The 26,760-nt window shown below is 36.9% G+C and carries 24 protein-coding genes and 1 riboswitch; of the genes, 18 read left to right on the top strand and 6 right to left on the bottom strand.

Features of this window, described 5'->3' with window-relative positions; translation table 11 throughout:
• On the top strand, positions 1 to 968 hold a 968-nt coding region (locus tag AC1DDK_RS25715), incomplete at its 5' end, for a glycoside hydrolase family 32 protein (protein WP_477634182.1).
• A gap of 78 nt (positions 969 to 1,046) precedes the next feature.
• On the opposite strand, the gene AC1DDK_RS25720 is transcribed toward AC1DDK_RS25715, so the two are convergent.
• Positions 1,047 to 1,469 (bottom strand): c-type cytochrome, encoded by a 423-nt coding sequence (locus AC1DDK_RS25720; protein ID WP_172660376.1) that lies wholly within the window; start codon positions 1,467 to 1,469, stop codon positions 1,047 to 1,049.
• Between the two features lie 2 nt (positions 1,470 to 1,471).
• Positions 1,472 to 2,125, bottom strand: coding sequence for an SCO family protein (locus AC1DDK_RS25725; RefSeq protein WP_337717953.1), 654 nt, complete (start codon positions 2,123 to 2,125; stop codon positions 1,472 to 1,474).
• A gap of 103 nt (positions 2,126 to 2,228) precedes the next feature.
• Positions 2,229 to 2,419, top strand: a riboswitch (cobalamin riboswitch).
• Positions 2,420 to 2,637: 218 nt separating this feature from the next.
• Between AC1DDK_RS25725 and metE the strand changes: the two genes are divergently transcribed.
• The 8 genes from metE to AC1DDK_RS25765 all read left to right on the top strand — a co-directional run bounded on the left by metE (position 2,638) and on the right by AC1DDK_RS25765 (position 9,227).
• On the top strand, positions 2,638 to 4,956 hold the full coding sequence (gene metE, locus AC1DDK_RS25730; protein WP_477634183.1) for a 5-methyltetrahydropteroyltriglutamate--homocysteine S-methyltransferase: 2,319 nt from the start codon (positions 2,638 to 2,640) through the stop codon (positions 4,954 to 4,956).
• 54 nt (positions 4,957 to 5,010) lie between these two features.
• Positions 5,011 to 6,024: a beta-ketoacyl-ACP synthase III gene (locus AC1DDK_RS25735; RefSeq protein ID WP_048906078.1), complete on the top strand. Its 1,014-nt coding sequence runs from the start codon at positions 5,011 to 5,013 to the stop codon at positions 6,022 to 6,024.
• The gene (locus tag AC1DDK_RS25740) at positions 6,024 to 6,410 is read left to right on the top strand and encodes an acyl-CoA thioesterase (protein WP_172660373.1); all 387 of its coding nucleotides are present in this window, start codon (positions 6,024 to 6,026) and stop codon (positions 6,408 to 6,410) included. The genes AC1DDK_RS25735 and AC1DDK_RS25740 overlap by 1 nt, the downstream gene beginning before the upstream one ends.
• 116 nt (positions 6,411 to 6,526) lie before the next feature.
• Positions 6,527 to 6,826: a hypothetical protein gene (locus AC1DDK_RS25745; RefSeq protein WP_288882812.1), complete on the top strand. Its 300-nt coding sequence runs from the start codon at positions 6,527 to 6,529 to the stop codon at positions 6,824 to 6,826.
• 153 nt (positions 6,827 to 6,979) lie between these two features.
• A complete protein-coding gene (locus AC1DDK_RS25750; protein ID WP_477634184.1) occupies positions 6,980 to 7,426 on the top strand; it encodes a hypothetical protein in 447 nt (148 codons plus the stop codon).
• Between the two features lie 86 nt (positions 7,427 to 7,512).
• The gene (locus AC1DDK_RS25755) at positions 7,513 to 8,064 is read left to right on the top strand and encodes an SCO family protein (RefSeq protein ID WP_317171667.1); all 552 of its coding nucleotides are present in this window, start codon (positions 7,513 to 7,515) and stop codon (positions 8,062 to 8,064) included.
• Positions 8,065 to 8,241: 177 nt separating this feature from the next.
• The gene (locus AC1DDK_RS25760; RefSeq protein ID WP_477634185.1) at positions 8,242 to 8,436 is read left to right on the top strand and encodes a hypothetical protein; all 195 of its coding nucleotides are present in this window, start codon (positions 8,242 to 8,244) and stop codon (positions 8,434 to 8,436) included.
• Between the two features lie 92 nt (positions 8,437 to 8,528).
• Positions 8,529 to 9,227 (top strand): zinc metallopeptidase, encoded by a 699-nt coding sequence (locus AC1DDK_RS25765; protein ID WP_288882806.1) that lies wholly within the window; start codon positions 8,529 to 8,531, stop codon positions 9,225 to 9,227.
• On the opposite strand, the gene AC1DDK_RS25770 is transcribed toward AC1DDK_RS25765, so the two are convergent.
• Positions 9,195 to 9,338, bottom strand: a complete 144-nt coding sequence (locus AC1DDK_RS25770; protein WP_172660367.1) for a hypothetical protein — start codon at positions 9,336 to 9,338, stop codon at positions 9,195 to 9,197. The genes AC1DDK_RS25765 and AC1DDK_RS25770 overlap by 33 nt on opposite strands.
• 115 nt (positions 9,339 to 9,453) lie before the next feature.
• Between AC1DDK_RS25770 and AC1DDK_RS25775 the strand changes: the two genes are divergently transcribed.
• From AC1DDK_RS25775 to AC1DDK_RS25815, 9 genes are all read left to right on the top strand, one after another.
• A complete protein-coding gene (locus AC1DDK_RS25775; protein WP_477634186.1) occupies positions 9,454 to 10,092 on the top strand; it encodes a 3-keto-disaccharide hydrolase in 639 nt (212 codons plus the stop codon).
• A gap of 11 nt (positions 10,093 to 10,103) precedes the next feature.
• A complete protein-coding gene (locus AC1DDK_RS25780) occupies positions 10,104 to 10,967 on the top strand; it encodes an NAD(P)-dependent oxidoreductase (protein WP_172660365.1) in 864 nt (287 codons plus the stop codon).
• Positions 10,968 to 11,040: 73 nt separating this feature from the next.
• Positions 11,041 to 13,971, top strand: coding sequence for a DEAD/DEAH box helicase (locus AC1DDK_RS25785; protein ID WP_288882802.1), 2,931 nt, complete (start codon positions 11,041 to 11,043; stop codon positions 13,969 to 13,971).
• Positions 13,972 to 13,978: 7 nt separating this feature from the next.
• Complete coding sequence (locus AC1DDK_RS25790) at positions 13,979 to 15,079, top strand: DUF4185 domain-containing protein (protein WP_172660363.1); 1,101 nt, start codon at positions 13,979 to 13,981, stop codon at positions 15,077 to 15,079.
• A gap of 54 nt (positions 15,080 to 15,133) precedes the next feature.
• Positions 15,134 to 16,345, top strand: coding sequence for a Pycsar system effector family protein (locus tag AC1DDK_RS25795; RefSeq protein WP_172660362.1), 1,212 nt, complete (start codon positions 15,134 to 15,136; stop codon positions 16,343 to 16,345).
• A 7-nt stretch (positions 16,346 to 16,352) separates the two neighbouring features.
• Complete coding sequence (gene ppk1, locus AC1DDK_RS25800) at positions 16,353 to 18,320, top strand: polyphosphate kinase 1 (RefSeq protein WP_288882798.1); 1,968 nt, start codon at positions 16,353 to 16,355, stop codon at positions 18,318 to 18,320.
• 13 nt (positions 18,321 to 18,333) lie between these two features.
• Positions 18,334 to 19,203, top strand: coding sequence for an SdiA-regulated domain-containing protein (locus AC1DDK_RS25805; RefSeq protein ID WP_288882797.1), 870 nt, complete (start codon positions 18,334 to 18,336; stop codon positions 19,201 to 19,203).
• A gap of 148 nt (positions 19,204 to 19,351) precedes the next feature.
• Positions 19,352 to 21,721, top strand: coding sequence for a GAF domain-containing protein (locus tag AC1DDK_RS25810; RefSeq protein ID WP_288882796.1), 2,370 nt, complete (start codon positions 19,352 to 19,354; stop codon positions 21,719 to 21,721).
• Position 21,722: 1 nt separating this feature from the next.
• Positions 21,723 to 24,311, top strand: a complete 2,589-nt coding sequence (locus tag AC1DDK_RS25815) for a BamA/TamA family outer membrane protein (protein ID WP_288882795.1) — start codon at positions 21,723 to 21,725, stop codon at positions 24,309 to 24,311.
• Positions 24,312 to 24,352: 41 nt separating this feature from the next.
• Here AC1DDK_RS25815 and AC1DDK_RS25820 read toward each other — a convergent pair whose 3' ends face one another.
• The 3 genes from AC1DDK_RS25820 to AC1DDK_RS25830 all read right to left on the bottom strand — a co-directional run.
• On the bottom strand, positions 24,353 to 25,198 hold the full coding sequence (locus tag AC1DDK_RS25820; RefSeq protein WP_172660357.1) for a CvfB family protein: 846 nt from the start codon (positions 25,196 to 25,198) through the stop codon (positions 24,353 to 24,355).
• 70 nt (positions 25,199 to 25,268) lie between these two features.
• Positions 25,269 to 25,574 (bottom strand): hypothetical protein, encoded by a 306-nt coding sequence (locus tag AC1DDK_RS25825; RefSeq protein ID WP_172660356.1) that lies wholly within the window; start codon positions 25,572 to 25,574, stop codon positions 25,269 to 25,271.
• Positions 25,575 to 25,680: 106 nt separating this feature from the next.
• Positions 25,681 to 26,760: ThiF family adenylyltransferase (locus AC1DDK_RS25830; RefSeq protein WP_477634187.1), on the bottom strand; the 1,080-nt coding region annotated here is incomplete at its 5' end.

Below are 26,760 nucleotides of genomic sequence, written 5' to 3' on the forward strand. Positions count from 1 at the left end.
GCTTGGACAAAGGCCGTACCTGGACTAAATATGAAAAAAATCCAGTTATAGACTCTAAGGAGAAATGGAATAGTAGAGATACACGCGATCCTAAGGTTTTCTGGTATAAACCAGGTAAACATTGGGTAATGGCTTTAAATGAGCGCGATGGTCATTCTATTTATACTTCTAAAAACTTAAAGGAGTGGAATTTTGAAAGTCATGTTACCGGATTTTGGGAATGTCCGGACCTTTTTGAATTGCCAGTTGATGGAGATAAAAATAAGACCAAATGGGTGATGTATGGTGCATCGGGTACTTATATGATTGGTTCATTTGATGGAAAAGCTTTTACTCCTGAAACAGGTAAGCTTTTATATACAACAGGGTCTATTTATGCGGCTCAAACCTATTCTAATATCCCTGAAAGTGACGGCAGACGTATTCAGATAGGCTGGGGAAGAGTAGCGCAACCGGGTATGGCTTTTAACAACATGATGTTATTGCCTACAGAACTGAAACTTCACTCAACAAAAAATGGAATTAGGTTGTATAATTTGCCTGTAAGTGAGACTGAACAATTGTTTGAACGTACAAACCAATGGGCTGGTTTAAAATCTGATGATGCAAATCAGAAACTTAAGGAATTCAATAGCGCTGATAAAATACGCATTAAAACTACCTTTAAGCTTTCGCATGCGACTAGTGCCGGGTTTAATTTATTTGGTCAGCGTATTATTGATTATGATATGAACAATAATACAATTAATGGGGTTTTCTATTCACCTGCAGATATGACCAGCATGGAGCTAACAGCTGATATTTATGTTGACAGAACATCTATAGAGGTGTTTATTGATGGTGGTGCTTACTCTTATTCAATGGAAAGAAAACCGGTTGATGATAATAAAGAGGGTTTCCATTTCTGGGGGAACAATATTGATGTTAAAAACCTGGAAGTGTATTCAGCTAAGTCTATCTGGAAATAGTTCTATTTAGAAATGGTGTATCAATCGTCATTCTGAAATAAATTCAGAATGACGATTGCATAATTTTACAGCCTCCTTTTACTTACAGTTTTTTAAATCTTCTGCTATTTGCTCTGGAGTATACATTCCTTGTTTATTACCGTATGTGTTGGTTATGTAAACAACTATTTGAGCAATATCTATGTTGGCCAGGGTAGCAAAATCAGGCATTTTTCCATCGTATTTTTTGCCGTTTACAGTAATCGGGCCTGATGCGCCATTTTTTATAAAACAAGCTATTTTTTGTTTGTTCTCCCTTAGAAAAACGGTATCTGTAAGGGGCGGAGCCAAAGCATTTAATCCTTCTCCTTTTGAACCATGGCAATTTTGGCAATGTTTAATGTAAAGATCACGGCCGTTTGCATAATAGATGTCTTGCTTTAGCTGTTCTGAGCTTTGACAAGAATAGATCATTGTAGCAATTGTGATCAGAAATAATGTGCTTATTATTAATTTACGCATAACTACTTCTTATCTTCTGCTAGTAAAACCGGGATATCTTTGGTAAGCTGTGCAACCTGCTCGGGGTTAGTTCCGTCATAAGCTCCACGTATACGTTTTTGCTTATCAATTAAGATTAGCCAACCCTGGTGTACATATCCCTCCTTAGCTGTGCTATCTTCAATTACTGCAACCAGATAATCCTTTTCCGCGATCTTGTAGATGCTGTCTTTTGAGCCATAAGCAAATTGCCATTTTGGGCCATCTACGCCTAGTTTTTGCGCATACTTCTTTAAAACTGATGGATGATCGTATTTAAAATCGATGGTGTGTGAAAGGAACATCACATCAGGATTGTCTTTGTATTTGTCGAATATGGTTTTCATGCTGCGGTGCATGGTAGGGCATATAGTTGTACACGAAGTGAAAAAGAAATCAGCTATATAAATTTTATCTTTAAAAGTATCGTTGTTAATAAGGGTGCTGTCCTGATTTAAGAAGCTAAATGCAGGTATAGTTTTATATACCGTATCAACGCTGGTTGATCCATCTGCATTTTTAACTGTTGCTGCTTCTCTGGGGCCTAAAATAGGAAGCTTTTTTTGATCCTGACAAGAGGCCAGAAACACTATGCTACCAAATAAAAATGCGGATAAAATGGATCGGTTAAATTTCATAATAATGCTTTTAGAATGTTGCAAAGGTACACTACTCAAAAATTAATATGTAATGTGTGGGTAATAAAATGTAAGTTTGCAGCTTATAAGTTCTTTACTTTAATTCTTCATCAACCGGAGAGGTTTTACTTAATTGTAGATTAATAGGGAATCGTGTGTAAATCACGAACTGTCGCGCAACTGTAAGTAACACAAAGGTTTTTACCCTTAGAGTATCCACTRTTCCAGTTATGGAATGGGAAGGATGGTAAAAATGTTACAAGTCAGGAGACCTGCCTTCACCGAATTGACAATGCTTTCGCGATTTGAAGCACAAGTCAGGTATGATGTATTGACGTCCGTCATATCGACGGTAGGAGATATCCCTTGTTTATGTCAGGAGGTCTCTCTCTGCGTGCGAGATGACGGCATCTTGAGTACATCTTTTCCTTTCTTAATCTTCTTTATTTCTATTGCATTGCGAAGTTCAGCAAAGGGCTTTTAACTGATTTTTTCAATTAAATGCAAGAAAAATGCTAACAAACAATCTAGGCTATCCGCGAATTGGTAGCAACAGAGAACTCAAAAAAGCCTGCGAGCAGTATTGGTCGGGCAAAACAACAATTCAAAACCTGGTGCAGGTTGGAAGAAACATCCGTCAGCAAAATTGGGAATTACAAAAGCAAGCGGGTATTGATTTAGTTCCCAGTAACGACTTTTCATTCTATGACCAGGTATTAGATCTTTCGTTAACAGTTGGGGCAATCCCTAAGCGTTATCACGAGGTTATTTTAAATAAAGGCAATTCAGAATTAGACCTTTATTTTGCAATGGCCAGAGGCTATCAGAAAGACAACTTGGATATTACGGCCATGGAAATGACCAAATGGTTTGACACTAACTATCATTATATTGTTCCCGAATTTGTAAAGGATCAGCAGTTTAAACTGTTTTCGACCAAGATATTAGATGAATATAATGAGAGTAAAAGACTAGGCATTAAAACCAAACCTGTAATTATTGGTCCGGTTACCTACCTTTTGCTTGGTAAAGAAAAGGAAGCCGGGTTTGAAAGGATAGACCTTATTAAAAATCTGCTTCCGGTATATATCGATATTTTAAAGAAACTGGAAGAGCAACATGTTGAATGGGTACAGTTTGATGAGCCTTTTCTCTCTTTAGATTTAACAGATAAAGATAAAGCAGCTTATAAATATGTGTATKCGGAAATAAAAAAGCAATTTCCTAATCTTAAAACGTTGCTTACTACCTATTTTGAAGCTTTAAAAGACAATAAGGAATTAGCAACATCGTTACCGGTTACTGCATTGCATATTGATCTTGTGCGAAATCCGGAGCAATTACAACCTGTTTTGGATGTTATTCCTTCTAATTTAATTTTATCAGTTGGCGTTGTTGATGGTAGAAACATTTGGAAAAATGATTTTAAAACCTCATTGGCTTTAATTGAAACTGCACAAGCTAATATTGGTATTAAAAGATTGATTATTAGCCCATCGTGCTCGCTTATACACTCACCATGTGATCTTGAACTGGAAACAAATGAATCTGTTTTAACCCCAGAGATTAAGCAATGGCTTTCGTTTGCTAAGCAAAAGGTAGATGAAATTGTCACTTTAAAACAATTAGTTAATGGAGAAGAGGCGGCAGCCGAAAAACTGGCGGAGAATATTAATGCGAATGAAAACCGCAAAACTTCTTCCTTAATCCATAATCAGGCGGTAAAACAAAGAGTTGCTGGTATAACTACTAAAGATGAAAATCGGGAAAATGCTTTCGCAATTCGTAAAGAAGCACAGCATAAGGCATTAAAACTTCCTTTGTTCCCAACAACAACTATAGGGTCATTTCCGCAAACACCTGAGGTAAGAAGTTGGAGAGCTAAATATAAAAAGGGCGATTTAACTCTTGCAGAATACGACGCGTTAATTGAAAAGGAAACTGAAGAAACGATTCGTTTTCAGGAAGAATCGGGTATTGATGTTTTAGTACACGGCGAGTTTGAACGCAATGATATGGTTGAATACTTTGGTGAGCAACTTGCAGGTTTTACATTTACTAAAAATGGATGGGTGCAGAGTTATGGTAGCAGATGTGTAAAACCACCAGTAATCTATGGTGATGTGCATCGACCGAAACCGATGACTGTTAGGTGGTCAGCATATGCGCAATCACTTAGTGATAAGTGGGTTAAGGGAATGCTTACTGGTCCGGTAACTATTTTGCAATGGTCATTTGTTAGAAATGATCAGCCCAGATCAGAAACCTGTACACAGATTGCGCTTGCAATTAGAGATGAGGTTGTGGATCTTGAAAAGGCAGGGATTAAGATCATACAGATCGATGAACCCGCTATCCGCGAAGGTTTACCATTGCGTAAGGCCGATTGGCAAAATTATTTGCATTGGGCAGTTAGGGCGTTCCGTATCTCAGCAAGTGGGGTCGAAGATGAAACTCAGATTCATACCCATATGTGCTATTCTGAATTTAATGACATCATTCAGAACATCGCCGATATGGATGCTGATGTAATTACGATAGAGTGTTCAAGATCACAGATGGAATTATTAGATGCCTTTGCTGATTTTAAATATCCAAATGAAATTGGTCCGGGTGTTTACGACATCCATTCGCCAAGGGTTCCGAGCAAAGAAGAGATGGTTTTACTACTTGAAAAGGCCAAATCTGTTATTCCGGCAGCCCAACTTTGGGTGAATCCTGACTGCGGTTTAAAGACCCGCCACTGGGATGAAACAAAAAAAGCTTTAATAGAAATGGTCGCAGCTGCAAAAGTACTGCGGGAATATGTGGAAGAAGCCGTAACTTTGTAAAAAAAAGGGGCAGGTTTTATGCCTGCCCCTTTTTACAGAATTACATAAACATAAATGAGAATAAGGAAAAATGCGGTGATTACCGCGGTTGGGGGTTATGTTCCGGACACTATTTTAAGTAACCATGACCTTGAAAAGATGGTAGATACCAATAACGAATGGATTGTTGCCAGGACCGGGATAAAGGAGAGAAGAATAGTAAATGATCCAAATATTGCTACATCCGACATGGCTACTTATGCCTTGAATAGATTGATGGAAGAAGGAAATGTAGATCCAGATGAAATTGATTGTGTAATTGTCTCTACTTCAACACCAGATTACGTAATGGTATCAACCGGGAGTATGGTTTGTGAAAAGGCAGGTTTAAAAAATGCATGGGGTATTGATACTAACGCAGCTTGTAGTGGTTTTTTATATGCACTAACACTAGGGGCAAGTATGATAGAAAGTGGTCGTTGTAAAAAAGTAGTTGTTATTGGTGCTGATAAAAATAGTTCGATAATAAACTATGCCGATCGTAACACCTGTATTCTTTTTGGAGATGGTGCCGGAGCCGTTTTATTAGAGCAAACTGAAGAACCTGTAGGTTTAATGGATAGCTATTTTAGAACTGATGGTAGTGGAAAGGAAAATCTGATTGTTACCGCAGGAGGATCTAAATTCCCTGCATCTCAGCAAACACTTGATGATAAGTTACATTACGTGCGTCAGGATGGTCGTGTTGTATTTAAAGCGGCAATTCAGGGTATGACAGATACTTGTAACAAGGTTCTAAAATCCAACGATCTTGAGAGTTCACAGATCAATTATCTTATCCCTCATCAGGCTAATTTGAGAATTATTCAGTCTGTTGGTGATTATCTTGGATTATCTGAAGATCAGGTAAAGGTTAATATAGATAGATACGGTAACACAACCGCTGCAACTATTCCTTTGTGTTTATGGGACTTTAAAGATGATTTCAAGTATGGCGACAAGTTGATGTTAACTGCATTTGGTGCTGGTTTTTCATGGGGCGCTACTTATTTGAAATGGGGTAACCTAAGAAATAAACAATCAATTTAATGACATTAGAAGATAAAATTACGGCTTCGGAGACTAGAATTTTCAAAGCCGTTTTTCCAAATACAACCAATCATTACGATACATTATTTGGTGGTACTGCTATGCATATGATGGATGAGGTAGCTTTTATTACTGCTACCCGTTTTAGCAGACAAATTATGGTAACAGTAAGTAGTGACAGGATAGATTTTAAGAAACCAATTCCTGCAGGCACAATTGTGGAACTGGTGGGCAGGGTAAGTCATATCGGGAATACGAGCCTTAAAGTTAGTGTTGAGATTTTTATTGAACAGATGTATTCTGAACATAGAGAAAGAGCAGTAACCGGGGAGTTTTCGTTTGTAGCTATCGACGAGAATAAAAAACCAACGTCAATATTAAAGTAGGTAAATGAATCGTCATTTATGATGCTTACATTTGTCGCGTAATGCTATTAAAACCCATAACCATATTACTTTTGTTTAGTTTGCTTAGTGCAAATTGTTCGAATCTATTTGTGTTTATGGGTTTTGAAGTAAATCAGAAATATATTGCTGCTGAACTCTGTGAAAATAGAGACAAACCTCAAATGCATTGTAATGGTAAGTGCTATTTAATGAAAAAATTAAAACAGGCACAAGACAAAGAGCAAAAGCAAGAGAGACAATCGCAGAAAACACAAATCCAAGACGCGTTAATTGTAAAGCCTCTGGTTTTTAAGCAGTATTCATTAGCGGAAATCAAATTCCATATTCCTTTTTCTACTGGGATACCGCAAAGTATTAAAAATTCTATATTTCATCCGCCACAAGGAAAGGGTTAAATCAACCATTCTCTTCAAAGACCGGAATAAATGCGCTGAAGGAGTGCAATGATTCCGAGGTCTTTTCTGAGAAGGTAAATTTATAGACAAATAGTTCAGGTATGTGTGCTATTGGGAGGTCTTTAGGGTAGTTATGAATTTTAATATTTAAAAATGAAGRAAATAATTTTTGTCGCTTTTATAGCGCTAATAGCTGCTGCATGTACGCAGCAAAAGGACGGTAAAACAGATTACAAAGCTGTTCGTGATGAAGTAATGAAGTTCCATGATGTGGTAATGGGCGATCACAGTGCACTTGTGAATAACCAGATGAAACTGGATACTTTGTTGAAGAACCTTAGTGGGTTAAAAATTAAGTTTCCTGATGTTGATACGGTAAAGGAAAAACAAGCCATGTTGGCTATGGTAAATGATTTAAGTAAAGCTGAAGATCAGATGAATGATTGGATGCACAAATTTGAGCCTGATGTAACTGGCAAATCAAATGAAGCAGCAGTTAAGTATTTTAAAGATGAGCGGAAGAAAATTGAGATTATTGACAGCTTGTATAAGCAGGAAATTAAATTGTCTGATGATTACCTGAGTAAATTTAAGAAGTAATGAAGAGTTTGCTTTTTGGGGCCTTAATGATAGTCCTTTTTGTTTCAGGCTGTAAGACTGAAACGAAGCGATTACCTTTTTTACAAATGGAAATTTCTGAAAAGGTGGTTGATGGAAAAACAATTGCTGATACAGCGTTTCGAACTATACCATCATTCAAGTTATTGAATCAGGATAGTGTTGTTGTAACTCAAAAGGATTTTGATGGAACAATTTATGTTGCCGATTTCTTTTTCACCTCTTGCCCTACAATCTGTCCAATTATGCATCGTAATTTGCTTAAGATTTACAAGAAATATGAAGCAAATCCAGAAGTAAAACTTGCTTCTCATACTATCGATGTAAAGTATGATACTCCTTCCAGGATGAAAGCATATGCTGATAAGCTCGGAGTTAAGGGAACACAGTGGGAATATTTATGGGGATCGAGAGACGAAATCTATACCCTTGCTGAACGCAATTATCTGGCCGCTGCTCAAGAAGATAAATCGGCCCCTGGTGGTTTTGTTCATGGCGGATATTTAACACTTGTAGACAAAGAGAAACGTATAAGAGGTGTTTACGACGGAACTGATGATGCCGATGTAAAGAAACTAATGGGAGATATGGATATCTTATTGGCCGAATATAAAAAGTAGCCTATTTTTTAAGGCTATTTTATTTGATTAAGGCTGGCTATATGCTGGCCTTAACTGAATTATATGATTTATAGGATAATTTAGTGGAATATATTGACATTTTTTTATCTTTATGTCATGATGATTTGCTCATTAAAATAAATATTTTTGCTTTCTCTAAACTAATCTCTAACTCTTATGGTAAAGGTAGAACTAGAAAATGATTTAATTGAGTTTAAAGCCCGTCTTGAGTTTAGGCAAGAAGAAATTTTAAAGCTAGTTCACGAAATCAACTTGCTTCATATCAGTGAKGCCGTTCTTGCATTGGCAACAGCAGATTTACTTCATGAGTCAGTAGCAGAATTAGAACAGATTTTTGAGATGCATAAATAGGATTAAGGTTAAAAGGTGGCGCTGCGAACCAATTCGAATCTAAATTGTTATTTATACAAGTTTGTTTATTAACTAAATAAAATGTTTCAAACATGGGATTAATGGGATATTACCTGATAGCAGGAATTATGTTTGTTGTAGGTCTTATTGTTAGCAACAGGCTCAAAAGTAAATTTAAGGAATATAGTGAGATTGGACTTGCTAATGGCATGAGTGGTAGGGAGATCGCCGAAAAAATGCTGTCTGATAATGGGATTCATGATGTGCGGGTTATATCTACGCCTGGGCATTTAAGCGATCATTATAATCCGGAAGATAAGACTGTAAACCTGAGTCCTGATGTTTTTGAGGGCAGAAGTATATCAGCTGCAGCGGTAGCGACCCACGAATGTGGCCATGCTGTTCAACATGCCACTGCATATAGTATGCTTACATTTAGAAGTGCTATTGTTCCCCTTGTCAATATCAGCACTCAACTCTCGCAATGGGTAATACTTGCGGGCCTAGGCTTTTTAATAGGACGCGCCAACCCTACCATATTATTAGTGGGAATTATCCTGTTTGCTATCACCACAGTCTTTACAATTATTACACTTCCGGTTGAATATGATGCGAGTAACCGCGCATTGAAATGGCTCGAAAATAGTCATATTACTACACCTTATGAGCACGATAAAGCAGCTGATGCACTGAAATGGGCGGCCMGAACATACGTTGTTGCTGCAATAAGTTCAATAGCTACATTATTGTATTATATTTTACTTTTTGTAAACAGTAGGGATAGAAACTAGGACATATTCATTGCCCCTAATGTATTTGCCATCAACGTAGCCATCTAATTGTTCTGCCAGGTTATCCTTCCAGAACAGTTCAATACCATATTCATGAGTAACTTCCTTCATTTAAGAAGATAAATATAGCTTAATTGAACCTTTAAAAAAAAGCTAATTTGTGTACCTTTAGCATATATACTAATTTAACTGGTACACCTTATTACTTAATCTAAATTATACGGCAATGAAAAAAATCCTTGTGTTGTGTTCTCTCTCTATTTTTTTATTGTCATGTTCTAGCGTAAAGCAACAGAAATCAGACGGCTGGATTAGTTTGTTCGATGGCAAAACTTTTAACGGCTGGAAAAAAAATCAAAATCCCGAKACCTTTACAATAGAAAATGGTGCGATAAAGGTGGCCGGGCCTGTTTCTCATTTATTTTATGATGGTTCAGTAAGTAATCATAATTTTAAAAACTTTGAATTTAAAGCACAAGTAATGACTAAGCCTGGTGCAAATTCAGGGATTTATTTCCATACCGCTTTCCAGCAGGAGGGATTCCCGGGTAAAGGTCACGAAGTTCAGGTAAACAACTCTCACAGTGATTGGCGAAGAACAGGAAGCTTATATGCAGTTCAGGATGTGAAAGAAACTTACGTAAAAGACAATGAATGGTATGAAGAATATATCATGGTTAAAGATAAAAACGTTACCATTAAAATAAACGGGAAAACGGTTGTCGAATATACTGAGCCGGATAATGTTGCAAAGGAAAATATTGGAGGCAAAGCTATTTCTGACGGTACCTTTGCTTTACAGGGGCATGATCCGGGTAGTGTAATCTATTATAAAGATATTATGGTTAGGCCGTTGCCCAACTAATTAAATAAAATATGAATAATTTGAAGATTGGCTGGGCTGGGCTTGGCAATATGGGCAGTGCTATGGCTGCAAACTTGCTGAGGGCAGGATACGAAGTACGAGTTTACAACAGGAATAAGGATAAAGAAAAGGAATTGACAAGTGCAGGCGCGCAATCTGCTAAAGATCTGCGTGAATTGGTTGATTCTTGTGATGTTGTTTTTACCATGTTATCTGATGATCATGCTGTAAAGGAAGTTTATAATGAAACCAATGGCCTTTTATCTGGAGAAAACTCAGGTAAATTGTTAATTGATATGAGTACTGTCGCTCCGGAAACATCAAGATATTTATCTGCTCTTTCTGAAAAACATAAGATGAAATTTATTGAGGCTCCGGTTTCCGGAAGTGTAAAGCCAGCCCAGGATGGAACCTTGATTATTCTGGTTGGCGGAAGTGCTGAGAACTATAATAAGGCAAAACCTCTTTTTGATGTATTGGGAAAACTTTCTTTATACTTAGGTGGAGCCGGAGCGGGTAGTTCGGCAAAGCTAGCAATCAATTACCTGCTTGGTATCAATATACAAGCTCTTGCTGAGACTGTTCTTTTTGCAGAACAAAATGGAATAAGCAAAGAAAATATGTTAACCATTATTAATGAGGGCGCGTGTGGAAATGGAATTATTAAAATTAAAACGCCATCAGTTTTAAATAACAATTATCCGGCAGCCTTTGCGCTTAAGTATATTGTTAAAGATTTAAAGTTGGCAAAAGAAGCCGGCCTTTCCTCGCCATTATCAATACCACTTTTGAATACCTTTAGTGCAGCAATGAATGAAGGAGGTCTTGGCGATCAGGATCTTATGTCTGTTATTAAATACCTGGAAAAGACTTAATCTGTAACGCTTTGTAGAAACGTTAGAGCGCTATTTTATTCTTATCTTTAGCACATTGCTATTACATTGTTGAATGACGGAAAAAGAAGGATACAACTCGGAAAATTTTGACTTCTCTACGCTGAAGCCGATTTTAAATGCCAAGCAAAATGTTAAGCTACCTGTATCCGAAACAAAGGGAAATACAAAAATGATATTGATATTTAGTCAACATCGTTTTTACAGACATTTGGTAGTAGAACTTGCAGAAGCTGAAATTACTTTAAACGGAAAACCTAAAAACCCACTTACTTTTATTGATCCGACTGACATGATCTGGAAAACAGATAGTCAGGAGGAGCTGAAATTTTATACCGGTATTTCAAAGTTCAGAAATAACTACGATGCAGGTAAATCAGAATCTGATCTGGAAGGACTTAAAGCAATGGCTAAAAATCCATTGGGATTTGAAGTATACCTTCATGACGAGAAGGTTTCAACGAATATTACCGCATCATCTATTATACCGGGACAGCTAAAGGTTTTAAAGGTTGATCTTACTTTAACAGTAGATGAAAAAGGAGATTTTTTTGAAATTTCGGCAAAACTGTTGCTGGAAAATAAGCCTTTCTCTTTGGATATGCTTAAGGTAAAGTATCATTATTTTATTCAATGGAGCAACACACTTTATCTGATAAACAATCCCCACTTCCTGAGCGTGCTGGCATTTTTTAAACAGCATAATGATATTATTGTAGTACACAGATCAGAATTTGAACTGTTTCAGGAAAACATACTTTCTAAATTAGAAGATAAGGTTAAGATCAATTATTCTTATTTAAAAACAGCCACCAAAAAACAAATAGAAGAAAAGGGATTTGATCTCGATAATGAACAGATCATCTATTTATCTGAATCAGAAGATTTTGTATTGGTTACACCTGTTATCAGATATGGCAGTCTGGAAATTCCGATACTTTCTAAAAAGCAAATTAGAGCCAAAGATAAAAGAGGAAACATATTTACATTAAATAGAGATGAGGATACAGAGTTCCAGTTTATATCCAATATTTCAAGAGAGCACCCGTTCTTTTATGAACAGGTACAGGAATTACCGGAACAAGCACATGCTGACTGCTTTTACCTCCATAAAAAGAGATTTACAGAAGATAACTGGTTCCTAAATGCTTTTGAGGCATGGCGAAATAAAGGGATAACAATTCTTGGTTTTAATGAATTAAAGAACAATAACTTAAACCCGTACAAAGCTGATATTTCTATTAACGTGATCAGTGGTATAGATTGGTTTGAGACTTCAGTAAAAGTTAAATTTGATAAGCAGGCGGTTTCATTAAAACATCTGCATCGTTCAATCCGCAACAAAAGTAAGTTTGTTCAATTGGATGACGGCACGTTAGGGATATTGCCTGATGAATGGATTGAGAAGTTTACAGGCTACTTTAGTGCAGGAGAGGTAGTGGAAGAAACTATTCGTACTTCAAAAATTAATTATGCTTCGGTTGACGAATTGTATGAACTGGAGCAACTAGATGAAGTTGTTAAAGATGAAATGAAACTTTATCGCTCTAAGTTGTCTGATTTTGAATCTATTAAAGAAGTAGAAGTTCCTTCAGGACTTAATGCCACGCTACGTGGATATCAGAGAGAAGGCTTAAACTGGTTGAATTTTTTAGATGGTTTTAATTTTGGAGCTTGTTTGGCAGATGATATGGGATTGGGTAAAACCATACAGGTACTTGCATTCATCCTTTCACAGCGAGAGAAAGGTCATCATAATACCAATTTAGTGGTAGTTCCTGCTTCACTTATTTTTAACTGGCAACAGGAGGTAGAGAAGTTTGCGCCGTCCATAAAAATACGGATTGTATATGGTTCAGACCGGGCCAAGGTAGTTCATGATTTCGATAATTACGAGATCATTTTAACGTCGTATGGAACGCTATTGGCTGATATCAGGTTCCTTAAAGAATATAGGTTCAACTATATTTTTCTTGATGAATCACAAACAATTAAGAATCCGGAATCGCAACGTTATAAGGCCGTTCGCTTATTGAGATCGAGAAATAAAGTTGTGCTTACCGGAACGCCGATAGAGAACAATACTTTCGATTTATATGGGCAGCTGTCCTTTGCCTGCCCTGGTTTGCTTGGAACCAAGCAGCAGTTTAAGAGACTTTATTCAGTGCCGATAGATCAGTTTAAAAATACAAGAAGTGCTCTGGAACTACAAAAAAAGATCAATCCATTTATACTTAGGCGCACAAAAGAGCAGGTAGCCAAAGAACTTCCTGATAAAACCGAAATGGTGATATATTGTGAAATGGGGGCAGAGCAGCGCGATATTTATGAAGCCAATAAGGAAGAAATTCGTGACTATCTGATAGGTAAATCTGAAGATGAGCTTGCCAAGAGTAGTATGCATGTTTTACAGGGAATTACAAAATTAAGGCAAATCTGTAACTCGCCGGCAATTTTAAAAGAAGGCAAACATGAAAATACATCCTCTAAATTGGATGTATTAATTGAACAGATAGAAAATAAGTCTCCTCATCATAAGATTCTTGTATTTTCTCAGTTTGTAACTATGCTTGATCTGGTAAAGCGAGAGCTTGTTGATAGAAATATTGGTTTTGAATATTTAACAGGTCAAACCAGAAACAGATCTGCAGTGGTTGGGTCTTTTCAGGATAACCCGAATATTCGTGTTTTTTTAATTAGTTTAAAGGCAGGGGGCACGGGTTTGAATCTAACTCAGGCCGATTATGTTTACCTCATTGATCCATGGTGGAACCCGGCAGTTGAAAATCAGGCGATAGACAGAAGCTATCGCATCGGGCAGCAAAAAAATGTTGTGGCGGTAAGATTAATTTGCCCTGATACAATTGAAGAGAAGATTATGAAGATGCAGGACAGCAAGAAAGATTTGGCTACAGATTTGATAAAAACAGAAGAGTCGATATTCAAGACACTGACTAAAAAGGATTTATTGGGATTATTAGGTTAATAGATATATGTTAAAAAATAAATACATCGGAAACGGGATACTTGTGCTGACAGGAAGTTTGTTGTCAGTATCATTTTATGCATTTAGAGCGGCAAAAAGAGATATTGTTCCAATTAGTTTGGAGCGAGTGGCTCGTGTAACAGGTAAAACCATTTCAGGTGAAACCTTGCCCAATCCAAATAAGACAAATGAACTTTACGATGTAGGAGGTACAGATTTAGGTATAGCCTGGAAAATGGGGAATGGAAAAGTAGGTTTCTTTTTTGGTGATACTTATGGTAACGATTTTAAAGTGGTAAATGAGGGTGGACCAGGGAAAGCGGGCAATTGGCGGTCAAACGTATTGGGGTTATCGAGCGATAAAAATCTTGGGGACGGGCTTACTTTTGATGGTATGGTAGCGCACCAGATTGTTCCAAGTCCGCATATTATTGATGGTACTGGCAGCCATACAACCATTCCAACTGCGGCAATACATGCTGCGGGTACAGATTACGTTCATTATATGGATGTAAGAAAGTGGGGTAACATTGGAAGTTGGACTACAAACTATTCTGGCTTATATAAATCTACAAACAATGGTCAGAATTGGGTTAAATGTAATGAGATACGCTTTGGGGCTTTAAGTAATTTTGCTCAGGTAACTTACGCTAAAAAAGATGGTTTTGTGTATATGATAGGAACCGTTCCGGGCCGGTGGGGATCAGCTCACCTTGCCCGTTTTAAGGAAAGTGACATTTTAAAGCAAACCGCTTACGAATACTGGAGCACAACAAAGGGCTGGGTTAAAAATGATGAGAGTAGTGCCGATGCGGTAATTGAAGCACCTTTAGGCGAGCTTTCGCTAGCATACAATAAAAAGTTTAAACGCTGGATAATCACTTATTTAAATGAAAAGAAAGCCGAAATTGTATTGAGAGATGCTGAAAACATTACAGGACCCTGGAGCTCCGAGAAAACACTAGTAAAGGCAACGGAATATCCGGGATTGTATGGCGCCTTTATGCATCCGGTAAATGAGAATAGCGATGAATTCTATTTTCTGATGTCTATGTGGAAACCTTATAATGTTTTTCTGATGAAGGCTAAACTAAAATTTGCAGATTAGCTATACTTACACCATATTTATACAATTAATAAAGTACCTATTAACTACTGAAAAATGCAATACCGGGAATTATTAGATCTGCTCAGAGCGCATGTTGCAAGCTTGTTTCAGTCTCACGAAGACGAACGTTTTATTTATCATAATTTACATCACACGGAACAGGTTGTTGAAAACGTAGTTAGAATTGCTAACCATTACCAGCTATCTGACCAGGATTTCTTTATTGTTGTTGCCGCAAGTTGGTTTCATGATATGGGATATTTTTTTGATTGCACTCAGCATGAAATAAAAGGAGCGGATTTAGCCAACGATTTTTTATCTGATAAAGATGTTTCTCCAGAAGTAATTGATCAGGTAAAAGGTTGTATTATGGCTACCAAGATGCCTCAAAACCCAGAGGGACTGTTGCAGCAAATTGTTTGTGATGCAGATCTTTTTCATCTGGGAAGTGATAGGTTTAAAGAACGCAATAGGTTAATGCGTAAAGAAGCCGAGGCATTTGTTAAGCATAAAATTGACAAGACTAACTGGAGAATTAAAACAATAGCGCTATTTAAAGCACACCATTACCATACCGAATTTTGCCAGCAGCTGCTTAATGCTAAGAAAGCAGAAAATCTTGCTGAACTGGAAAATAAACTCATAAAAGAACAAAACGTGGATATAACGGGAGTTTCTAAAATTGAAGATTCTAAAGAAAAAGAAACAAAAGGAGATAAAAAGAATAAAAGTGATAAGCCCGGGCGTGGCATTGAAACTATGTTCAGAATCACCTCCACAAACCATCAGCGTTTAAGCGATATGGCCGATAATAAGGCTCATATAATGATATCTACCAATTCAATTATCCTCTCGGTTATTTTAAGTGTACTCTTGCGTAAACTCGAAGATAACCCTCATCTGATTATTCCAACACTACTTCTGCTAATCATTTGCGTGGTTACTATGGTGTTTTCTATACTTGCCACCAGACCCTCAATTCCGACGGGTGTATTTACACCAGACGACATTAAGGAAAAACGTGTGAACCTACTGTTCTTCGGTAATTTCTACCGGATGAGTTTGCCGGACTATGAAAGCGGGATGATTAAAATGATGGATGATCGTGATTTCTTATACGGTAGTCTGATAAAAGACGTATACGCCCAGGGTGTAGTTTTAGGTCGTAAATACAGGTTGTTAAGAATTGCCTACAATGTTTTTATGTTTGGTATTGTTGCAGCCGTATTAGCCTTTATTATTGCGTCTGCTCTGGTAACAATGTAATAACTTTATGGGAGAAGCGGTGTTTTATAACAGAGATCTAAGCTGGCTTGGGTTTAATGAAAGGGTGCTTCTGGAAGCAGCAAAGGATACCGTTCCAATTTTAGAAAGGATTAAATTTCTCTCTATTTATTCATCTAATCTGGATGAATTTTATCGGGTAAGGATGCCGGTGTTGATGGCTGTTGATGAGTACCGGCACAATATCGATGGTCAGGGAAACTATGAGCTTGCCAAAACAGAAATTAACAGGCAGCAAAGAAAATTTGGAGCAATCGTTGCAGACCAAATACTTCCGCAACTGACCAATAACGATATACATTGGATTTATAACAAACCCATCCCTCCACAAATAGCAGATCAGATCGTAAACCTGTTCTTTAACGAAGTACTGGCTTACATTTATTCAATTTGTATTGATAAAGACCTTACCGATTTTTTTGCCGAAAACAATAAACTCTATCAGTTAGTTATTCTGAAAGATGCACTTGGTGCTGAAAGATTGGAACTGATCAATGTTCCATCAGAGAGTTTACAACGCTTGTATGCATTAGAGAATGATGGGCATAAATACGTTGTTTTTTTGGAAGACATCATTAAGCATAACTTATCATACCTCTTTCCAAATGATACTATAGAGGGTGTATTCAATCTTAAAATTACCCGTGATGCAGAACTAAAGATTGGTAATGCCACAGAGGAAAATATTACAACTGTCTTGGAACGTCAGCTGGAAACCCGTGATTTCGGTTTTGCAACGCGTTTTCTAATTGAACCAGGAATTCCTTTAAGGAGTTTGTATCGCTTGATATATGCATTAAAGCTAGGCAATGCCTCGGTTGTTGAAGGAGGAGGGTACCACAATTTAAAAGACCTGAATAGTTTTCCATTGAATGGAGCAGAGTTCAGCTATCCAAAATGGCCTTCAATATCTTCTGTACTTATTCCGGAGACTGATACATTGTTTAATCTGATTTTAAAGGGAGATACACTTGTAAATGTCCCTTATCAGAGTTACAACCCAATACTCAGGTTTTTTAATGAGGCCGCAAATGATGTATTTGTCGAAGAAATCTATACTACACTTTACCGGGTTGCAAATAATTCCAGAATTGTAAGCGCCTTGATGACAGCGGCAAAAAATGGCAAAAAAGTAGTAGCGCTGGTCGAGCTAAAAGCCAGATTTGATGAGGCCAATAACATCAAATGGGCCAAACAAATGAAAGCTGCGGGAGTAAAGATTGTTTATAGTAGTATTGATTTAAAAGTACATGCCAAAGTTGCTCTTGTAAAGCGGGTTATAAGTGGAAAAGAAGAGTTTGTAGGTTTGCTGGCTACCGGAAATTTAAATGAATCAACCGCAAGGTTTTATACAGATCAAATTCTGCTTACTTCCCATCAGCCGATGCTTAAAGAGCTCGAATCCCTATTCGGTTTTTTGCGTAAGAATAAAAAGGCGCCAGGACCAGAAGATCTGATAGATTTTAAGCATTTGCTGGTAGCCCAATTTAATTTACAGCAAAAATTCCTTGATCTTATACAAAGAGAAATAGAAAATGCAAAAGCGGGATTAATCAATGGTATTACTATAAAATTAAATAATCTGGAAGAGAAGATCCTGATCTCTAAACTTTATGAAGCATCGCAAGCAGGAGTGAAAGTACAACTTATTGTAAGAGGAATCTGTTGTTTAATACCAGGACAAGCCGGATTAAGTGAAAATATTACCGTAACCCGGATTGTAGACCGCTACCTTGAACACGGACGTATTTTTATTTTTGAAAATAATGGTAATAAAGAAATATTTATGGGATCTGCAGATTGGATGAACCGTAATATTTATAGCCGAATTGAAGTATGTTTCCCATTATATGATGCTAAGTTGAAGGAAATTATAATGAAAATAGTTAACTTACAGTTACATGATAACGCTCAGGAATCTATTTATAAATTTCTAAAAGATACTGATACAATATAAATCCCGATTATTTATGAAACGAATCTACTCTAAGTGTTTATGTATTGTTATTTTGTTAGCTCTTTTTGGAACCTACGCATGTAAAAGCCCACTAGGGAAATATACAAGCCCAAAGGGTTATGACTTAACTAAACCTGATAAGTTCAATATGCCATCGAGTTTGCTTGAAATATCAGGTATTGCCTTTCACGACAGTAATAGCGATACGATCTATAGCATTCAGGATGAAGAAGGTAAATTGTTCAGGCAAAAATGGGATGTGAAAGAACAAAAGAATATGAAATTTGGCTCCAGAGGAGATTATGAAGATGTCAGTATATTTCATGATAGGGTTTTTGTACTCAAAAGTAGTGGAGCCCTTTATTCTTTTCCTTTTTCTGAGGCAATCAAAGAAAAATCTGACCTTGTAAAGGAATCTAAGCACCTGGTGCCAAAAGCTGAATACGAAAGCTTGTATGCCGATGCTGCTACCAGCAAGTTATATATCTTATGTAAAAACTGCCCAGAGGATAAAAAAGCCAAAAAAGCAACAGGGTATATATTAGATTATCAACCAGCTCAGGATACATTAATTGCCTCAGGTAGTTTTAAGATTGATTTAAAACAACTTAAGGCTGTTTATCCTAAATTTAAAAACGACTTGCGGGCTTCAGCAATGGCCAAAAACCCTAAAACAAATGAATGGTATATTATTTCATCGGTAAGTAAACTATTGGTTATTACTGATGATAAATGGAAAGTAAAAGCCGCCCATCATTTAAGCTCATCGATATTTAACCAGCCTGAAGGAATTGCATTTGATAAAGATCTAAATCTGTATATCTCTAACGAAGGAGATGAGTTAACAGACGGCAACATTATAAAATTCAAGTATACTCCTTAGAGGCAAACAGAATCGGATTAAATAATTACCTAGGTTTTACCTATTATGCAAATACAGGTGCTACCTTTGACAAGTTATTTTTATTTATATTAAAGAATTTATTTCAGCGCTTTAATGTTGTTATTAAGGTTCTGTAACGAATAGATCAATGCAATCAATAACATTAAATCTAAATCAAACAATAAAGGAACCCGGAAAACATCCGATAGGTGCGGATATTAAATTGTCCCTAAATCCGTTTATTGAATATATTCAAAAAAGAGCGAACAAGGAAAAAACAGCCAAGATTAACTTTTACAGATATATCCTTGAGCAATTTAATCATTATCCGGAGCTCAGAAGTCCGATACCCCCAGAGAACGCTAAAAATTATGCTACGCTTTTTGAATTAATTTATACCTCATTATCGCCTATTATTAATGATGAAAGTCAACAATTCTGGGCAATAGGTACACCTATTTCTCCATGTTTTCATTATGGTACTGATGCATTTTATAGTGTATTCATGGAACCGTCAATGTGTAGTTTAAAGTCAGACCTGAGTTTACCATCCAAAAAGGAAATGGATAAAAATCTTCTGGCCACCTTTTATAATCTTATTCTTGAGAAATTTTACAACTTCTCTTTAAGCAATAACAAGTTCACCATTAAATCAATTATAGATCCTAAAACTCATTTATTGAAGTACTACCGCTTAAATGTGGATACCAGGTTTTTGGATATCAGGGCAAAAACAAAACTGCCTGAATATAACTTAAAAGATGTTAAAGATTATATTAAAGATGAACGGAACTCACTAAAGATATTAACAAAACTAATACCACCTGATATCTTTAGTATTGAGGGGATATCAATTGTAACCTTAACTGATGTTACGGATGAGTATGCCCTGGAAACAGTCAAAAACCTCGTTATTGAACATAATGAGTCTCAGAATGGACAACATAGCAGGGATATAGCTACTGCGCTGAAAACCCTTGTAGGATCTGATGAAGTAAACTTTGGGATGCTACCTTATCTTAAATTAAACAAAAAACTGCTGATCAATGATCAATCAGGTTTTCAAAGTAAGGTAGTTCAGTTGGCAAAAGAAAAGGGTATGGATGATACTGAATATTCTAGCCTTATAGAAGACTATCTTGACCATCCGCGAACATTAATTTTTCCGGATATAGCAGACGAAGAACCGGAAGTTTACCCTATGCTTAGTCTGCTAGATGAGGTAGGTATTAAGTCGTATGCCTTGTTTCCGTTGTTTTATAATGGAAAACTTGTTGGAGCTCTTGAGTTATATACAAAAGATTCTACCAAATTTAATGGAAACACTCTTACAAAAATAGAGGCAGCGTTTCCTTTATTGGCTCAGCTCTTCCATAACATAATTATAGATTTTAATAACGAAATTCAGGATGTAATAACAGATAAGTTCACTGCTTTGCAGCCTTCTGTTCAGTGGCGTTTCCACGAAGCAGCCCTTAATTACATACAATCGGGTGCCAGAGACAGAAATCTGCCTATTGAACCTATTTTCTTTAGAAATGTATATCCGTTTTATGGAGCTGTAGACATTAGAAACTCAAGCATTCAACGTAATGCAGCAATTAGGAGGGATCTGTATGTACATTTCGAGATTCTTGAAGAAACACTTAATGCTGTGAGGAATACTGTTTCGGCTTGTAAGGAAAGCGATATACCCCTTGAAGCAGCAATTTGGAAATATAAAGATCTTGATGAGCTTTCAGATCGGGAAATCTTAAAAACGGAAGACTATTTGCAGAGACAAATACCAACCTCACTAAATCATCTGCGAGATACACATCCTGAAATAAAAAGCATAATAGATAGATATTTCATGCTTACAAGTGTTAACGGAAAAGTATTTGAAAACAGAGAACGCTACGAAAAAAGCATGCAAATGATAAATGTTGCGGTAACACGCCATCTTGATGAATTTAATACAGAAATTCAGAATATTTATCCAAGCTATTTTGAGAAGTTTAGAACGGATGGTGTTGAATTTGATATTTATCTTGGACAATCTATTGCGCCTAGAATTCCGATGTCTGAAGATTTACTTGGTACATTCCGATTGAAACAGTTGAGGGTATTAGCTGAAATTGCTCAAACAACCAGTAATTTAGGTCCATATTTTTCTTTACCTCTTGAAACAACACAGCTTATTTTCGTTTACGATAAGCCTATTGATGTGAGCTTTAGGATTGATGAACAAAGATTTGATGTGGAGGGTAGTTACAATATTCGTTATCAGATGGTAAAAAAACGGATTGATAAAGCCCATATCAAAGACACATCAGAGCGGTTAACACAGCCTGGTAAAATATCAATTGTGTATTTTAACAGTTCAGAAGCCAGAGAATATCTGGGCTATATAAAAAAGCTGCAGAACGTGGGTTTACTGAACAATGATCTTGAATATTTAGAAATAGAAGAATTACAAGGTGTAGAGGGATTAAAGGCGCTGAGGATAGGAGTAACCTTAAAAAGAATAATTAACTAATATGCGCCCTCTAAAGAAGCTCTTAAGTGCTGTTTTTATTACCTTGTCTATCCCTGCTTTAGGGCAGGCACAGAAACAGGCAGATTCCATTACAGTTGCTATAGCACCCGAGTATAATAGCGTGAGCGGTTTTCACCGGTTTTGGCTGGGCGAAAGTTATCGCAAAATATGGGCAACGCCAGTAAAAGTTCGCATTATAGATCTTCAGAAAGAAAAAGGAGGACTAAAGATCGTTAAACTTGGGGGGGGGATGCAAACCCGCTCTTTACGGTTAGTAGATCCGACGGGCAGAGAGTACGCTTTAAGAACAATACAGAAGTATCCGGAACAGGGCTTGCCTGAAAGTTTAAGGCCAACTATCGCAAAAGACGTTGCTCAGGACCAGGTTTCAACTAATCACCCTTTTGCGGCGTTAATTGTTCCTCCTTTGGCAGAAGCGCTTGAGCTTGCMCATTCTAAACCAGAGATCGTATACGTAGCAGATGATCCGGGACTTGGAGAGTATAGAGAAAAATTTGCAAACGCCGCTTATTTATTGGAACCAAGGTCGCCTTTTGAAGAAGAAACCGACAACACAGCTAAAGTACAGCGTAAAATACAGGAAGACAATGATCATACATCAGACCAGAAGCTAACACTTAGGGCCAGATTACTGGATTTTGTTTTGGGAGACTGGGACAGGCATGAAGATAACTGGCGCTGGCTGGCTCAGAAAGAAAAGGGTGAAACCACCTATATTCCTGTTCCCAGAGATAGGGATAAGGTGTTTTATAAAACTTCAGGTGTATTTCCATGGGTTCTTAACCATCAATGGCTCAAATCTCATTTGCAGCCTTATAGTGACAATATCAGAGATGTAAATCATTGGAACTTTAATGAGCGGTACTTTGACAGGTATTTTTTAAACGAGCTTAGCGAACAGGACTGGAAGGATGCTGTTAAGTTTGTTCAGGGAAAACTAACTACTGAACTTATTAATACGTCTTTCAGGCAAATGCCAGATACAATATTTAAGCTTAGTGGTAGTCAGTTAATTGGTCACTTTATATCAAGAAGAGATAAACTGGATACGCTTGCTTTACAGTACTATAAGTTTTTATCCATAAATGTTGACGTACCTACCTCTGATAAAAAAGAGTTTTTTGATGTTAATTACACCGATAACGGAAATGTTGAAGTTACGGTATATAATATCAATAAGGAGGGCAAGAATGGAAGATTGGTATATAAAAGAACATTTGACCCTAATATAACCAAAGAGGTTAGGTTGTTTGGAATGGCAGGTGAAGATGTATTTTCCGTAAGGGGAAAAGAAAACACTAAGATAAAAGTTAGGATGATTGGAGGGAGCGATGCAGATAAGTTCCAGGTTGCACAAGATGTTTCAAATAAGCCCTTCATTTATGATCGTTCTGACGAATCAAATGAATTACCGGATAAAACAAAGACAAAGATGCGCCTTGCAAATGATACCCTGGTAAACAGGTTTGATAAGAATGCGTTCTTATACGATAGGTCCGGGCCGCTTTTTAATTTTAATTATAACATTGATCAGGGTGTACAGATTGGTTTGGGTTACATCATAGAAAAACAAGGCTTTAGAAAGGAGCCATATGCTTCAAAACATGAGTTTTGGGCCAATTACTCTACTGGTAGGAAATCGTTTATTCTAGACTATCTTGGTGATTTTAAAAAGGCCGTAGGTAATAATGATCTTGTAGTACATGCAAATTTGCTGGGACCTAACAACTTAAGTAACTTCTTTGGCATTGGAAACAATTCACAATATCTCGATTTGGATAACGATGATGATGAGGGACCAGATAGAGAAGATGGGATTTCTTATTACAGAAATCGTTACGACTATTTAAATGTAGATGTAAGGCTCAGTAGAAAACTCACCAGGTATTTAAAAATTGAAGGCGGAGTATTGGGATCATTTTATACAAGTACAGCATCTGGAAATGAGGAACGTTTCTTTAATGATTATAATGCCGCCCATCCGGAAGAAGAGATATTTTCAGATAAGTACTACGCCGGTTTTGTAGCGGGATGGACTTACGACAGTCGTGATAATATTGCAAATCCTAAAAAAGGGTTGTACTGGAAAACGTCTTTAACCGCTCAGCAACGGGTTGATAAAACCAACGATCGTTATGGATCTGTAACTACAGAATTCCGTTTCTACATTAATCCTGGGAAATCAGGTTTAGTGTTTGCAAATAGAATAGGAGCAGGGACTGTTGTGGGCGATCCGGCTTTCTTCCAGCACATGCAAATTGGCGGTGTTAATAGTTTAAGAGGTTTTAACAGCAAAAGATTTACGGGGACCACTATGGCTTACCATAACCTTGATATGAGATTAAAGCTGTTTAATTTTACTTCCTATCTGGTTCCCGGAACTGTTGGGATGATTGGTTTTAACGATGTAGGTAGGGTATGGGAAAAAGGAGAGTCATCTGCAAGATGGCACCATGGTTATGGCGGTGGCTTGTATGTGCTCCCTGGCGAAGTACTTTTGATACAGGCAACACTCGGATTCTCGAGAGAGGCAACAATGCCATATTTTTCAATAGGATTTAACTTTTAAAATAAAAAAAGGCCATTTGAATTTAATGGCCTTTTTTTATTTTACTCTGCCTCGTGATCAATCAGTATCTTTATTTCATGATCTGAAATGGTAATCAAGCGGTCCTTATATAGCCCACCAATTACCTTCTTAAATGCATTTTTACTGATTTTAAATCGCGCATATATTTCTTCTGGAGTACTTTTGTCGCCTAAAGCAATTACGCCGCCACTTTCTTTTAATTCTTCCAGAACGCTATCCTTTGTATCAAGAATATGACCATAGCCCATTGGTTGCAGACTTAAATCAATCTTGCCTTCAACACGGATCTTCTTGATCCAACCTTTTCTTAGTTCACCTGGATTAAGCACATCAAACAATTCGTTAGTGTACAACAACCCAATATACTTATTATCAACAATTGCATTATATCCAAGATCAGAACGGTCCACAATAAGTAAGCTTACTTCATCACCCTCTTCTAAATCTATATCTTCTTCCTCAACAAAGTTGGTTAACCTGGAAGATGCAACCATACGGTCATTGCTTTCATCAAGAAAAATATAAACTACATGGCGGTCTCCTTTAAACATTGGACGTTTCTGCTCTCTTTTAGGAACGTATATATCCTTATCAAGACCCAAATCCATAAAAGCACCATCTTCACTGTCATCAACAACAGTTAAATAAGCAAAATCACCCACACAAGCCAATGGCTTTTTGGTAGTACCCATTAACCTGCCATCTTTATGAACATAAACGAATACGGTTATGTTGTCGCCTATTTCGGCATTCTTTGGAACATCATTATAAGGAAGTAATACTTCTTTATCTCCTTCGGTTAAAATAAGGCCGGCTTCTGTTTTGTTTATTATTCTTAAATCGTTGTATTGTCCTATTGCTATCATGGTCACTATGTTGAATCATTTCCGATAAACCAGAAATGATTGTATTTACTTATGAACTGCAAAGGTAGCATTACTGAATGGGTAAATTGCTAAGTGAGCCCGGCTGTATGCAAAAATACTTTTCAATTTCGAGTGCAACATGATAAGGGATGTCTTCCTTTGAGTCTGTGGATATATAACTGTAATTGTCTAATGTATTAATACACTTGCCAATTCTCTTCGGAAGCTCTTTTCTCATAGCCTTATATGCACTATGAGTCAAACTGTTCGTTAACTCAAGAATTTTGAATTTCTTTGGTCCTGTTTTGTCGTGAATCTTTTTAACTGGTATCTGATTTTTACTTGTACTGTTTTTATTTGCAATCTGTTTTTTCATTTTGAACTTTTTGAGTTTTTTTATGAGTTATTTAAGATTGTAGATCTACACTGAAAGTCTATATAGAAAAGAATATATAGTGGTTGAAATATTGAAAAAAAATATTTTATTTATTAAGACTCAGAATATAGATTTGAGCATCTGTTCTTGTTTTTAGCAAGTTATAAGCAATTTTACTTCTTAAGCCACTGGTGCAGCAAAGCACAATTTTTTTATCTTCAGGGATCGAATGCAAATGATCATTAAGCTCATATAATGGGAAATTATATCCACCGATATTGTATTCATCAAATTCAAAATCCTMTCGTACATCAATTAAAAACAGAGAAGAATCTTTTTCTTTTAGATATTCAAATGCTTCCAGGTTTATTTCTTCATAGCCATTTTTAGCAGCAGTCGAGGCAACTGATTCATAAACCGACTCAAATTTCTTATCAGAAGTTGAATTAGAGTCAATGGCGTTTACACTTTTTCCTATATTAAGGATCAATGAAGAATTGTCGAGCACATTAAGAATGAGTAATTTACCTGATAGCACTTCGCCAAAACCACAAATTAGTTTGATGGTTTCATTAGCCATATAGCTGCCTATTATCCCCGGTAAGCTGCCAATTACGCCACCTTCATCACAATTTGGGACTTCATCAGCAGCCGGTGGTTCAGGAAATAACGCCCTGTAATCCACACCTCCGTTATAATTAAATACAGATACCTGACCTTCAAATTTAAAGATAGAACCAAATACCAATGGTTTGTTTAAAGCAACGCAGGTATCATTAACCAGATAACGGGTAGGGAAGTTATCAGACCCATCCACTACGAGATCATAATCCTGAATTAACGAATTGGCATTATCCAGTTCAATTTTAAAAGGGTAGGAAACGAGATTAACATGCGGATTAAGTAGCTGCAGCTTATTTACTGAGGTATCTGCTTTACTTTTTCCAATATCAGTAGTATTAAAGAGTATCTGTCTGTGTAAGTTACTTTCATCTACAGTATCATGATCAACAACACCAATTGTGCCTATGCCGGCTGCGGCAAGATAAAGCAACACCGGAGAACCCAGGCCACCGGCTCCAATAACCAATACTTTGGCAGCTTTTAGCTTTTGCTGACCCTCTATACCCAGTTCTGGTAATAGAATCTGTCTGTTATATCTCTTTAATTCAGCGCTATCCATGGT

The organism is Pedobacter sp. 05T44, assembly GCF_056395985.1.